This window comes from Cobetia sp. cqz5-12 (assembly GCF_016495405.1).
Taxonomy (GTDB): Bacteria; Pseudomonadota; Gammaproteobacteria; order Pseudomonadales; family Halomonadaceae; genus Cobetia.
This window is the reverse complement of record NZ_CP044522.1, coordinates 1,779,805-1,791,973: the sequence shown is the minus strand read 5'-3', so window position 1 is coordinate 1,791,973 and position 12,169 is coordinate 1,779,805. Positions and strand designations below refer to the sequence as shown.

12 protein-coding genes are annotated in these 12,169 nt (G+C 60.9%); 2 read left to right on the top strand and 10 right to left on the bottom strand.

What is annotated here, in order from left to right; genetic code table 11:
• Positions 1 to 191: 191 nt before the first annotated feature.
• The 4 genes from F8A90_RS07655 to F8A90_RS07640 form a co-directional block, all read right to left on the bottom strand.
• Positions 192 to 1,205 (bottom strand): zinc-binding alcohol dehydrogenase family protein, encoded by a 1,014-nt coding sequence (locus F8A90_RS07655; protein WP_200019622.1) that lies wholly within the window; start codon positions 1,203 to 1,205, stop codon positions 192 to 194.
• A 352-nt stretch (positions 1,206 to 1,557) separates the two neighbouring features.
• Complete coding sequence (locus F8A90_RS07650; RefSeq protein ID WP_200019621.1) at positions 1,558 to 2,724, bottom strand: L-dopachrome tautomerase-related protein; 1,167 nt, start codon at positions 2,722 to 2,724, stop codon at positions 1,558 to 1,560.
• 123 nt (positions 2,725 to 2,847) lie between these two features.
• Positions 2,848 to 3,576 (bottom strand): glycine betaine ABC transporter substrate-binding protein, encoded by a 729-nt coding sequence (locus tag F8A90_RS07645; RefSeq protein ID WP_200019620.1) that lies wholly within the window; start codon positions 3,574 to 3,576, stop codon positions 2,848 to 2,850.
• Positions 3,577 to 3,675: 99 nt separating this feature from the next.
• The gene (locus F8A90_RS07640; RefSeq protein WP_200019619.1) at positions 3,676 to 3,966 is read right to left on the bottom strand and encodes a putative quinol monooxygenase; all 291 of its coding nucleotides are present in this window, start codon (positions 3,964 to 3,966) and stop codon (positions 3,676 to 3,678) included.
• 122 nt (positions 3,967 to 4,088) lie between these two features.
• On the opposite strand from F8A90_RS07640, the gene F8A90_RS07635 reads away from it, so the two are divergent.
• The gene (locus F8A90_RS07635) at positions 4,089 to 4,979 is read left to right on the top strand and encodes a LysR family transcriptional regulator (RefSeq protein ID WP_200019618.1); all 891 of its coding nucleotides are present in this window, start codon (positions 4,089 to 4,091) and stop codon (positions 4,977 to 4,979) included.
• A gap of 181 nt (positions 4,980 to 5,160) precedes the next feature.
• Here F8A90_RS07635 and phnE (F8A90_RS07630) read toward each other — a convergent pair whose 3' ends face one another.
• The 6 genes from phnE (F8A90_RS07630) to F8A90_RS07605 form a co-directional block, all read right to left on the bottom strand.
• A complete protein-coding gene (gene phnE / locus F8A90_RS07630; protein WP_233593591.1) occupies positions 5,161 to 5,976 on the bottom strand; it encodes a phosphonate ABC transporter, permease protein PhnE in 816 nt (271 codons plus the stop codon).
• A 5-nt stretch (positions 5,977 to 5,981) separates the two neighbouring features.
• Positions 5,982 to 6,800 (bottom strand): phosphonate ABC transporter, permease protein PhnE, encoded by an 819-nt coding sequence (gene phnE / locus F8A90_RS07625; protein ID WP_200019616.1) that lies wholly within the window; start codon positions 6,798 to 6,800, stop codon positions 5,982 to 5,984.
• Entirely contained in the window at positions 6,797 to 7,621 is an 825-nt protein-coding gene (gene phnC, locus F8A90_RS07620) for a phosphonate ABC transporter ATP-binding protein (protein ID WP_200019615.1), read from the bottom strand. The genes phnE (F8A90_RS07625) and phnC overlap by 4 nt, the downstream gene beginning before the upstream one ends.
• 22 nt (positions 7,622 to 7,643) lie before the next feature.
• On the bottom strand, positions 7,644 to 8,591 hold the full coding sequence (gene phnD, locus F8A90_RS07615; protein ID WP_200019614.1) for a phosphate/phosphite/phosphonate ABC transporter substrate-binding protein: 948 nt from the start codon (positions 8,589 to 8,591) through the stop codon (positions 7,644 to 7,646).
• 267 nt (positions 8,592 to 8,858) lie between these two features.
• Positions 8,859 to 9,806 carry a phosphate/phosphite/phosphonate ABC transporter substrate-binding protein gene (gene phnD, locus F8A90_RS07610; RefSeq protein WP_200019613.1) on the bottom strand — a complete coding sequence of 316 codons (948 nt, stop codon included), beginning with the start codon at positions 9,804 to 9,806 and terminating at the stop codon, positions 8,859 to 8,861.
• Positions 9,807 to 10,442: 636 nt separating this feature from the next.
• Entirely contained in the window at positions 10,443 to 10,787 is a 345-nt protein-coding gene (locus F8A90_RS07605; RefSeq protein ID WP_200019612.1) for a hypothetical protein, read from the bottom strand.
• 453 nt (positions 10,788 to 11,240) lie between these two features.
• On the opposite strand from F8A90_RS07605, the gene purU reads away from it, so the two are divergent.
• A complete protein-coding gene (gene purU, locus F8A90_RS07600) occupies positions 11,241 to 12,119 on the top strand; it encodes a formyltetrahydrofolate deformylase (protein WP_200019611.1) in 879 nt (292 codons plus the stop codon).
• The last annotated feature ends 50 nt before the right edge of the window (positions 12,120 to 12,169 follow it).

Below are 12,169 nucleotides of genomic sequence, written 5' to 3'. Positions count from 1 at the left end.
TCGCTTCAATGACAAGCACTTGACGCCAGATATCACCCATCTGACCGAGATGACAGATGATCGTAGAGCACGCGATGGCAGACGGCCTGCCGCGCATGGCTGAGCCCTGCCGCCCTTTATCACACAAAAAAGGAGTGCGACCGGTTGCCCGGCCGCACTCCTTCACATCACCGCCTCAACAGTGGCTTCGATCAGAAGCCTTCGAGGACGATCTTGCCCCTGGCCTTGCCGCTTTCCAGCAAGGCATGCGCACGCTTGAGGTTGCCTGCATTGATGGTGCCGAAGGTTTCCGTCGCGGTGGAAGTGATTCTGCCAGAGTCCAGCAGACCCGCCACCTTGGTGAGGATCTCGCCCTGACGCGTGATATCGGCGGTGGTGAACAGTGAGCGAGTGAACATCAACTCCCAATGGATGGAAACAGCCTTGGGCTTGAACGGCACCACATCAAGGGTCTCCGGGTCATCGATCATGCCGAAACGGCCCTGCGGCGCGATCAATTCGGCGACCTGCGGCGCGTAGTGCTCTGAGAAGTTGGTCGAGAATACGAAGGCCGGTGCACCGATGCCCAATGCTTCGATCTGGGCCGGCAGCGGCTGGCTGTGGTCGATGACGTGATGCGCGCCCAGCGACTTCACCCACTCGCGGGTCTGAGGACGTGACGCCGTGGCGATGATGGTCAGGTCGGTCAGCTCACGCAGCAGCTGGATGGTGATGGAGCCCACGCCGCCGGCCCCACCGATGATCAGAATGGCACGTGCAGCACCCGGCACCGGCTCGGTGACCCGCAGACGATCGAACAGCATCTCGAAGCCGGTCAGCGTGGTCAGCGGCAGCGCAGCCGCCTCATGGACCGCCACGGATTTGGGCGCATGACCGACGATGCGCTCATCCACCAGGTGGAATTCGCTGTTGGTGCCGGCGCGGGTGAGATCACCGGCATACCAGACCTTGTCGCCCGGAGCGAAGGCCGTAACCTGGTCACCGATGGCGACGACTTCGCCCACGGCGTCCCACCCGATGACGGCAGCTTCGCCGGCGGCCGGCTCGCGGCTCTCACGAATCTTGTAATCCACCGGATTCACCGACACCGCGGCGACCTTGACCAGCAGGTCGTGACCGGTGGCGACCGGTGTCTCGAGTTCGATATCGACCAGGGCGTCGTCACGATCAATGGAACCGGCAGCGTAGTAACCAATGGCTTTCATCAAAGTCTCTCCTGAAGATCCTGTCAGTCACGGCAGCGCTGAATGGCCTTGCCGTGATGCGATGACAGCATGTTAACTCTCTGGTCTTGGCGTAAAAACAACCCTCTACCGCAAGGTTAATCCGGATAAAGCGGATAATATATGGCGAGTTTGCGTGTTGCGGGCAAGGAGACGCCGACGGGTCATCGGCTTCCGATACGAGATGTGTCGGCCAGCCACAAAAACGACAACGCAGGACGGTCGTGAGACACATCCTGCGCAGATCACAGGCTAGCGAGGCAGCCATGGCGCCAAGGCAATGAGTTGCCCGAGGACCAAGCCCCAAGGGAGCAAGGGAGCAAGGGAGCAAGAGTCAGTTGGCGGGTGTCAGCTTGAGCAGATAGTAATGCTTGTCACTGCCGTCCACGCCCTGATTGAGTGCCGGATGGGCGTTCAGCTGGTTGGTGGTGAGGTAGAGGCTGCCATCCGGCGCAAAGGCGAAGCCATCCGGCCAGCGCAGACGCTCGTCATCCTGGGCGATCACCGACATGCCCTCCGGCGATGAGAAGGTCAGTGCATTGTGCTCCGCGTCACCGGCGATGATGCCGCCGTGCTTGGCATCGAAGATGAAGCCATCATTGGGGCGCTTGGGGACGTAAGGCGTGATGGCGCGAGCCAGTTCCGCCTGCGTGGCAGTGTCATCGGCCAGCTCAGCCGCCGGCAGGCGATAGATCTCACTGCCGTTCACGCCACCGAAATAGACGACGTCATCTGCCGGATCGAAGGCGATGGCGTTCAAGCCCAGGTACCAGGGCTTCGGCTCACCATTCTTGTCGCCCTTGGCTGCCATCAGATGGCCATTGATGACCATGTCGTGTTCCACCGGCATCAGCCTTTCATCGCTCTGCAGCACGCGACGCGTCTTGCCGCTGGCGATATCCACCACCACGAAGGCCGGTTTCATGCTGGCGGCCGGCGCGGTAAAGGTCATGTCAGCGATATAGATCTTGCCGCGCTGCTCATCGATGACGAAATCCTGCAGGAAGGAGATCGGCAGCACGCTGTCACCGGCAAGCGAAATCACCTTCTTGAGCGAATCACTGCGGGTGTCCCAGCCCACCAGCTTGGGCGCACTGTCCTGGCTGCCCATGTCGAGCATCCACACCACGCCCTGACTGTCGGAGTGCACACCGATGATCGAAGCGATGCCGACCTCGCCCTTTTCCGGGCCATCGGCCCAGTCCAGGTTCGGGAACGGCACACGCTTGCCGTCCTGGGTGATCTCGACCACGCGCAGCGCCGGTGCATCGAGTGGCTGCTGGGACATGATCAAGCGGCCATCCGGCGTGAAGGTGATGTTGCCGGGGCGGGTGTCCGAATATTCGGCGACGGTGGTCAGCGTGCCGTCGCGCAGGGAGGCGGCTTGCACATTCTGGGGGTTCACGGCCGTGCTGTCAGCGGCCGCCTGAGTGGCGCTGGCGACAGTGGCAACGCCCAGTGAGGCGATGAGAATGGCAGTCTTGAGACGAGAAAACGGCATGGGGGCTCCTAGCCCGCCGGTTGGCGCTGTGCGTGCACCGGCAGGGTCGATGATGATGAGATGAAGAGACTGGGCGGTGACGTGACCATCGCCCGTGGTATGTCTGAATTCAGGCGCGACGGATCAGGCGCGGCGACGCAGGTCGTCTTCCAGTTCGCTCAAGCGAGGATTGCCGATGTAGAGCTGAGAGAGATCCTTGAGGGCCGCGGCGCCGATGCGCAGGCGAGCCTCCTTGCGCACCACCAGCGTGGCGTCATCCCGGGTGCCCAGAAGCCCCTTGGGCTCCTTGAGGGCGCGAATCCGGTAGCGGTGATGCAGAAACTGCGGATGCCACAGCGGCACCACGACCCAACGCCCCTGCGCTACCGCCGCTTCGTAACGATCGAAGCAATCCGCTTCGCTGCCGGTGCGGAAGACATACCCGGCGGCGTCCAGACCATATTGCTTCATCATCTCGGCCGAGAAGCGACTGATGCCGGCCCCCGGGTTGATGCCCTGGATGATCAGCTCCATCTTGCTGAGCGCCGGCTCCAGCAGCAGGTCCGTAACGCTTGCCACCGCGCTTTGTGGCACGTAATCCGGCACTCCCCAGAGGCAATACGGTTCATAGATGACGGCGATCTTGTCGAAGTCCTCCAGCATGGGGGCCAGGTAGGTCTCATGACTCGACGGCAACCAGGCGGAGGCCAGAATGTCGACCTCCCCTCGCCCCAGCATCGCGAAGGCCTCTTCGTGAGGAGCAGAGGCGAAGGTCACCTCATGGCCGTGGCTCTCCAGAACACGCGCCACTTCCCGAGCACTGACCTCGTGGAAGGACAACGCGATATGGCCGATACGGATGGGATCTGACATGACTGCCTCGAGTGGGTTATTGAAGGAGAAAGAAAGCGAGCAGGCCTGCATGGCCGCGGTGGTAAGCCAGGGCCCATATCCAAGGCCAGGGCCCGCCTCTCAGTCGAAGGCGGTCATTTCCTGCAGGGTGAATTCGCTGACCGCGCCTTCCGTCGCTGCCATGTACTCTTCCAGGTGCGGGGCCTGCATGTGCTGCTGCCAGAGTTCCCGCGAGGCCCAGTTCTCATGAAAGGTGAAGTGCGCCGGGTTATCGTTGTTCTGGTGCAGGGTGTAGCCAAGGCAGCCTTCCTCGGCACGGGTAATGGGCACCAGTGCAAGAAGCGCTGCCTTGACCTGCTCGATCTGGTCCGGCTTGGCATGGATATTGGCGATGATGGTCAGCTGGGGCATGAAAGGCACTCCGTGACGTGATCGGGAAGCTTGAGTTTTGCAAGCGATGTGGCCATCCTAGTCACAAGCCTCAGCCGTATAAACATCCAACTTACGCAAAGATAATTCGGAAAAACCGTACAATGCTGCTGGATAATATCGCCCTGTTCCTTACCATCATCGAGAAAGGCAGCCTGACCGCGGCAGGACGCGAGACGGGGCTGTCGCCCACCACCGTGTCCGAGCGCCTCGCCGCGCTGGAAGCCCATTACGGGGTGGTCCTGCTCAACCGCACCACGCGCGCCATCAGCCTGACCGAAGAAGGCCGAACACTGAGGGAAGAAGCTCGCGGCCTACTCGATAGCGTGTCGGAACTGGAGACCCGCATCCGCCTGGGCGCCCAGACCCTCACCGGCCGCATTCGTATCAGTGCGCCCAGCGACCTGGGCCGCAATGCCCTGTCACGCGCCATCACCGAATTCCAGCAGCTGCACCCCACCATCGAGATAGAACTGCTGCTGTCAGACAGCTACGTGGATATCGTCGGCCAGGGGATCGATCTTGCCTTGCGCTTCGGCACCATCATGGACAGCACGCTGCGCGTGCGACATCTGGGCCAGAAACGCCGCCTGCTGTGCGCCTCCCCCGCCTATCTGGCGCAGCATCCAGCACCGCTGACGCCGGTGGATCTCAAGCACCACAACTGCCTGGTGATGCGCTTCGGCAAGAGCCTCGACAACGAGTGGCGCTTCGGCAGTCACAAGGTGCCGCAGATCGTCACCGTCAGGGGTAACCGGATCGCCAATGACGGCGAACTGGTGCGCCAATGGTGCCTGGAAGGATTGGGCATCGCCCTGAAATCGGAAGTCGATGTGACGGAGGATATCCGTGCGGGCCGCCTGATCGAACTGCTGCCGGAACATGCCGCGCCGCCCTCGCCGCTGCAGCTGCTGTTTCCGCCTGCACGCGCCCAACCACGTCGCGTGCAGGCGTTTGCCCAGCACCTGGTCGAGACCTTCAGCGAATCGGCCTGATCAGGGCTCAAGGACAGCAGCCTCGTCATTTGTCGGCGCGCCGTCTGTCGATCTGGCGAGACAATTGCCGCAACCATAACGCCAGCACCTCTGTGCGCATTGCACGCGACAGAGGTGTTGGCGTCTTGTTTTGAGCGTGTTGCGGCCATGCCTCAGGGTCTGGATCCGGGGATGGACCAGGTTACAACACGGCCTGGCGCACCCTGGCCGACACCCACTCGGAGGCGATCACGGTCAACAGGATCACCACGAAGATCATGCTGACCTGGTTCCACGCCAGCACGTTGAGCGAGGACTGCAGATTGAGCCCCAGTCCACCGGCCCCGACCAGCCCCAGAATCGTCGACTCGCGGATGTTGATGTCCCAGCGGAACACGCTGATGCCCCAGAAGGCCGGCAGAATCTGCGGCACCACGGCATAGTTCATCACCTGCAGCCCCGAGGCACCGGTGGCCCGTACGGCATCGACCTGACGCTCATCGATCTCCTCGATGGCTTCGTAGAGCAGCTTGGCGACGAAGCCGATGGAGCGCAGCCCGATGGCGATCACCCCCGCCAGCAGCCCCGGGCCGATGATGGCGACCAGCAGCAGCGCCCAGATCAACGAGTTGATCGAACGTGAGGCCACGATGATCAGCAGCGCCAGTGGACGGATGAAGCGCACGCTCGGCGTGGTGTTGCTGGCGGCAAGGAAGGCGACCGGCACGGCCATGATCACGCCGAGCACGGTGCCCAGCGTCGCCATGTTGAGGGTGTCCCACAGCGGCTGCCACAGGCGCCCCAGATAGCTCCACTCAGGCGGGAACATGCGTTCGCCGATATCGGCTGCCTGGGCGGGCGCATCCTCCACGAAGGCCCAGATGGTGTCTTCATTCATCACCTGCCAGCAGTAGACGCTGAACGCCACCAGCCAGAACAGGCCAACCCACTTTACCAGGCGCTGACGCGACGAAGAACGCTGCCAGACAGGGGCGTGAGACGGGGAACTGTCTGTCATGACTGTCATTGCACCCACCGACGGATATAGGAAGAGGAATATTCCACCACCAGCACGATGGCGATGATCATGATCAGGATGGCGCCGGCGGAATCGTATTCGTAGCGATCGATCGCCGTGTTGAGTGTCGCGCCGATCCCGCCCGCGCCGACGATGCCGATCACCGAGGACTCACGGAAATTGATGTCGAGACGATAGAGCGACAAGCCGATCAGGCGCGGCATGACCTGGGGCTGCACGGCATAGTTGACCACCTGCCACCAGCCGGCACCGGTGGCACGAATCGCCTCGATCTGCACGGCCTCACAGGCCTCGATCTCCTCGGCCAGCAGTTTGGCGACGAAGCCGATGCTGGCGAACGTCAGCGTCAGGAAACCCGCGAAGGGCCCGAAACCGAACATGGCCACCAGCAGGATGGCGATGATGATTTCCTGGAAGGAGCGCGACAACGTGATGATGGAGCGGCACAGGAAGTAGATCGGCGCCGGCGCCAGATTGCGTGCTGCGCCGATCCCGATGGGAATCGAGATCAGGATACCCGCCAGCGTCGAGGTCCAGGTCATGGTCAGGCTCTCGATCAGCCCTTGCTGGATATCACGCCAGCGCGTCGTGAAATCCGGGACCAAAAAGCCCTGCAGGAAGCGCCAGCCGCGGGCCATGCCTTCCTGCACACGCCCCCAATCCACCTCGATGGACCAGGTCGCCGTTATCAGATAGATCACGATTGCCGCGAGAAACAGATAGCCGTGCCAGCGACGCTTGAACATGACCGGCGGTCGCCGCCACTGCGTCGGGTTGGACGAAGTGCTCAAGGAGGTACTCATGACATCGCCACCATGGCCTCGGCGGGCATCTCCTCGGCGTCCTCCAGCGCGTCTTCACCCTTCTCTTCGTTGAGTTGCGTCCAGTCCTCGGCGCCATAGATGGTGGTCAGGACATCTTCGGTCAGCGCATCGGGAGGACCATCGAAGACCACCTCACCCGCGCGCAGACCGATCAGGCGGTCCGTGAAGTTACGGGCCAGCATCACGTCGTGGATGTTGATGATCGCCGGCAAGCCACGCTCACGACACATGCCCTGGATCAGGCGCATGATCTGACGTGATGTCTTGGGATCCAGCGAGGCAGTCGGCTCATCGACCAGCAACAGCTCCGGATTCTGCTCCAGTGCCCTCGCGATGCCGACACGCTGACGCTGGCCACCGGACAACTCATCGGCACGCTTGTCGTGACGCCCCGCCAGCCCCACCCGCTCCAGCAATGCAAACGCCTGCTGCACATCGTCTGCCGGATAGCGACGCAACAGCGAACGCCAGTAGGAGACATAGCCCAGACGGCCGGACAGCACGTTTTCCATCACCGTGAGTCGCTCGACCAGCGCATATTCCTGGAAGATCATCCCGATACGTCGCCGGACGCGGCGCAGATCGCTCCCCTTGAGGCCCGTCAGGGACTCGCCGGCCAGACTGATCTCGCCGGAAGTCGGCTCGACCAACCGGTTGATGCAGCGGATCAAGGTAGACTTGCCCGCCCCTGACGGGCCGATCAACCCGACCACCTGCCCTGCCGGTACCTCAAGACTGACGGCGTTGAGCGCCAGATCGCCCGTCTTGTAGGTCTTGGTGACTTTCTCTAGTTTCAGCACGTTTGACTCCCGCCCCTGCCGATCAACGGCAGTGGTATTGAACGTTGTTCGCCGCGTCGATCTTGCGGATGACTTCCCACTCCTTCTTGAAGGAAATCGGGATGAACCGGGTTTCCCCCACCGGGGTGAATTCTTCTGCCAGAGACGAGCCTTCCCACGGGAAGGTCGCGAAGGCGTCCTTGATCTTGTCCTGCAATTCCGGCGTCAGGTTGTACGCCACGCCGTAACTGGTGGTCGGGAAGGTCTGGGAGGTATACAGCGTCTTGAGCTGTTCAGGCTTGATCACACCGCGCTGCTCCATGCGACGAGCGACCTTGTTGGCGATCGCGGCTGCCGGGTAGTCCTTGTTCGCGACACCGAGGACCGAGTTGTCATGCTTGCCGGAGAACACGGGGGTGTAGTCGCTACCGGCGACCATGCCGTAGTCGGACTTCAGAATCGTCGACGGTGCCTTGTAGCCGGAATTCGATGTCTCGGAGGTGAAGGCCATCTCGCGACCCTTGATGTCCTCGACCTTGTCGATCCCCGAGCCCGGGTAGGTAATGATTTCCATCTCGTAACCGAAGGAGCCATCGTCCGCGGCCATCATGGTGAAGGGGCGGAAGCCGGCACAGGCCACCGCCAGCGGGGTGGAACCGGTATTGAAGCCGGCGATCTGCAGACGGCCGGCACGCATGGCCTCGATCTGGGCAGCGTTGGACTGCACCGGGAAGAACTGCACCTTCTTGCCGGTCTTCTCGGCCAGATACTCCAGGAAATCAGACCAGGCGTCGGCATAGACTGCCGGGTCTTCCACCGGGGTATAGGCAAAGACCAGGGTGTCGGGGTCTTTCAACTGAGCGGGGTCCGTCGGGATATCCGCCACCATGTCGCCATCGGCATCGCTATAGCGTTCGCCCAGACTGAACTGTGCTTGCGCCAGCGTCGGCACCAACAGCAATGATCCCAACCACCATCCAAGACGCTTCATTCCCTTCTCCCGTGTGTTCTCTGATCTGCCCCTCGCCTCGCGCGCGGGACAGATATCATCAGCTGGCAACGCCACCCGACAATATTCACTGATCCATATAAGCCAATATTTCAGACTGGCGGCGCTGGCGTTCAGAGTCTGCTTCCTTCACGACCTTTGCCCTTTACGACCTAGGCCTTTCACGACCTCCCGTCCAGCCACACATGGCAACCCAGCGGGAGGTCGCGTTACGCCCGTCATGTCACTGCCTGCTACCTCTTGCGGGGTTCAGCGGCAGTTGTATTGAACGTTGTTGGCGTCATCGATCTTGCGGATGACTTCCCACTCCTTCTGGAAGGAGATCGGCACGAACTGCGCTTCACCGGACTCGGAGAACTCCGCCGCCAGTGAGGAGCCTTCCCAGGGGAAGCTCATGAAGGCGTCCTTGATCTTTTCCTGCAATTCCGGCGTCAGGTTGTAGGCGACCCCGTAGCTGGTGGTCGGGAAGGTCTGGGAGGTATAGAGCGTCTTGATCTGGTCCGCCTTGATCACGCCGCGATCTTCCATGCGACCCATCACTGAATTGGCAACGGCGGCAGCGACGTAATCGTGGTTGGCGACGCCGAGAATGGAATTGTCATGCTTGCCGGAGAACACCGGCGTGAAATCGGTGCCGGCGACCATGCCGTAATCCGCCTTGAGGATGGCGGACGGGGCCTTGAAGCCGGAGTTGGAGGTCTCGGAGGTGAAGGCCATTTCCTTGCCCTTGATGTCCTCGACCTTGTCGATACCGGACCCCGGGTAGGTGATGATTTCCATCTCGTAGCCGTAGCTGCCATCCGCCGCCGCCATCATGGTGAACGGACGATAGCCGGCACAGGCCACGGCCAGCGGGTTGGAACCGGTATTGAAGCCGGCGATATGCAGACGACCCGCACGCATGGCCTCGATCTGGGCGGCATTGGACTGTACCGGGAAGAACTGCACCTTCTTGCCGGTCTTCTCGGCCAGGTAATCCAGGAAGTCAGACCAGGCATCGGCATAGACCGCCGGGTCTTCCACCGGCGTATAGGCAAATACCAGCGTGCTCGGGTCCTTGAGCTGTGAGGCATCCGTCGGAATGTCCGCCACCAGATCACCATCGGCATCGTTGTAACGGCTATCCAGACTGAACGCCGCCTGTGCCATCGAAGGAACCAGCATCATCGCGCCTACCACCAAGCCAAGCGTCTTCATATTCCCTGCCCCTTGAGTTTTTTTCGTTCGAACCGAGATCCAGCTGCGGATGTAAAGTAGGCGCTTCGTATGAAGATTGGATGACGCTTGCATTGCGAATGTGATGCGCTCGCATGACAGTCCGAAGACATTCCTCAGGAATGCGCATGACGAGGGGACTTTCGTGTGCATACGGAAATATGAATTTCCATATGTATTTCCCGATAACGGCCCGCCCCGGGGTCGCCAATCCCCGTGATGACCCGTGATGCCCCGCTATCGAAGCCTGCTCCACCGCTGATTGACGTTCATTTGAAGATGGCGAGCTGAGCACTTCGCCACGCGATGAAGTCGACATGCCCGAAAGACACCCGGCACGGCGTGAAGGTCGCGCTTTCGAGAACGCTGAGATCCACTCGCTCCTTACGGCTTGTCGTCATGAGCAAGACGCCAAGGCGCTGCCCCAAGAGCCTGGACCCAAGGGCTTGACGCAAATGCCCTGGACCCGAGGGCCTGACGCAAAGGGCTCGGCCACAGCGGCAGGAGGCAAGACCTGAACAAAAGAGGCCGAAACGCAAAAGCCCCCGGCAACCATTGGCTGCGGGGGGCTTTCATCATCCGGGACACTCAGCTGCCATCAGGCAGCGATGTCATGCCTCAATGGCGCTCGTTCTTGAGCACGTCGGCGTAGCTCTTCTTCTGGTAACGAGACTGGGTATCGCTCGCCTTGTGACTGGCATTGGTCTTGGCTGACTTGGCCGCCTGGGTGGCGTGGGATGTCTTGTCCGATACCTTGCTGCTAGCCGTGGCCTTGTGAGTCTGGGCGGCAGACTTGGCGCCGTCCTTGGTCTGAGAGTACTGGGACTTGGCGCCGTCCTTGGTCTGGGAGTACTGAGCCTTGGCGCTGTCCTTGTGAGCCTCAAGCGTCGGATTGCCGGCCAGTGCTACGGAGGAACCGGCCATGCTGGCCACCATCAGTGCTGCGATCGTCAACTTGCGCATCGTGTCTACCTCATCGTCTTGCATGAATACCGGGTCCTGGAGGGCATCCCTCGAGGTTTGTCTTGAGCAGACACTAACGTGTTGATATTCAAGCTCGCAATTGCCGATCCCTGACATGACGATTTCTTTCACCTTATCCGAAAGTTGTAGCCATCCCGAGACGAGCGTGTCTCATTGGCCACCTGTCCCACCCTCGCCCGTCTCATGTCTTTCCCTGCTCCGCGGTCCCCTGAAGTGCCAAAAGATTCACCAGTGAATGATTGTCTTCATTTCATGGACGCTAACGTCGACTGGCGCGTCGATCAGGCTTGACCCAGCGCCAGAAAAACATTGTTATTTACTTGAGAAGAAAATTAAGTCACTGGCAGGAAATAACCGAGCCACAGCCACGTCAGTGAATGAAACTCTTCACATCACAACAACAATGCCTCTCTGCCGACATCGGAGCCCAGAATGCCTCACGCGACCTGCACCTCAGACGATCACTTCATTCTCACCATCAGCTGCCCGGCGACGTCCGGCATCGTGGCGGCCATCACCACCTTCCTGACCACCCATGAGTGCTACATCAGTGAGCTGGCGCAATACGATGATGAGGACAAGGGGCAGTTCTTCTTCCGCGCCCGCTTCCGCTTCAATGAAGGCGTCGAAGGCGATATCGCCCAGATGCGTCAGGCCTTCGAGGACGTGGCGGCACCCTTCGAGATGCAATGGCAGATCCACGGTGGCCAGGACAAGATGCCGGTGCTGATCATGGTCTCCAAGTTCGATCACTGTCTGGACGATCTGCTCTATCACTACCGCAAGGGTGAGCTGGACATGCAGATCACCGCGGTCGTCTCCAACCACCTGGACCTGCGCCCGATGGTCGAGCGCGAAGGCATCCGCTTCGTCTACCTGCCGATCACCAAGGACACCAAGGCGCGCCAGGAAGCGGCCTTGATGGACATCGTCGAGGAAACCGGCACTCAACTGGTGGTACTGGCGCGCTACATGCAGATTCTCTCCGATGAGCTGTGCCAGAAGCTGGCCGGACGCGCCATCAACATCCACCACTCCTTCCTGCCGGGCTTCAAGGGCGCCAAGCCCTATCACCAGGCACACGCGCGAGGCGTGAAGTTGATCGGGGCCACCGCTCACTATGTCACCGCGGATCTCGACGAAGGGCCGATCATCGATCAGGCCGTGCAGCGGGTCGAACACAACTTCGCCCCGGAAGATCTGGTCGCAGCGGGCCGCAATACCGAGACTCAGGCGCTGACCAATGCCGTGCGCTATCACATCGAACACCGCGTCTTCCTCGCCAATGATCGCACCGTGATCTTCAAATAAGTCTTCAAACAAGGCGTCAAACAAGTCTTCAAACAAGGCGTCAAACAAGT

Bases quoted from the DNA above. Each gene is read 5' to 3' on its own strand.
- F8A90_RS07655 (WP_200019622.1), bottom strand. From the start codon at position 1,205: ATGAAAGCCATTGGTTACTACGCTGCCGGTTCCATTGATCGTGACGAC.
- F8A90_RS07650 (WP_200019621.1), bottom strand. From the start codon at position 2,724: ATGCCGTTTTCTCGTCTCAAGACTGCCATTCTCATCGCCTCACTGGGC.
- F8A90_RS07645 (WP_200019620.1), bottom strand. From the start codon at position 3,576: ATGTCAGATCCCATCCGTATCGGCCATATCGCGTTGTCCTTCCACGAG.
- F8A90_RS07640 (WP_200019619.1), bottom strand. From the start codon at position 3,966: ATGCCCCAGCTGACCATCATCGCCAATATCCATGCCAAGCCGGACCAG.
- F8A90_RS07635 (WP_200019618.1), top strand. From the start codon at position 4,089: ATGCTGCTGGATAATATCGCCCTGTTCCTTACCATCATCGAGAAAGGC.
- phnE (WP_233593591.1), bottom strand. From the start codon at position 5,976: ATGACAGACAGTTCCCCGTCTCACGCCCCTGTCTGGCAGCGTTCTTCG.
- phnE (WP_200019616.1), bottom strand. From the start codon at position 6,800: ATGAGTACCTCCTTGAGCACTTCGTCCAACCCGACGCAGTGGCGGCGA.
- phnD (WP_200019614.1), bottom strand. From the start codon at position 8,591: ATGAAGCGTCTTGGATGGTGGTTGGGATCATTGCTGTTGGTGCCGACG.
- phnD (WP_200019613.1), bottom strand. From the start codon at position 9,806: ATGAAGACGCTTGGCTTGGTGGTAGGCGCGATGATGCTGGTTCCTTCG.
- F8A90_RS07605 (WP_200019612.1), bottom strand. From the start codon at position 10,787: ATGCGCAAGTTGACGATCGCAGCACTGATGGTGGCCAGCATGGCCGGT.
- purU (WP_200019611.1), top strand. From the start codon at position 11,241: ATGCCTCACGCGACCTGCACCTCAGACGATCACTTCATTCTCACCATC.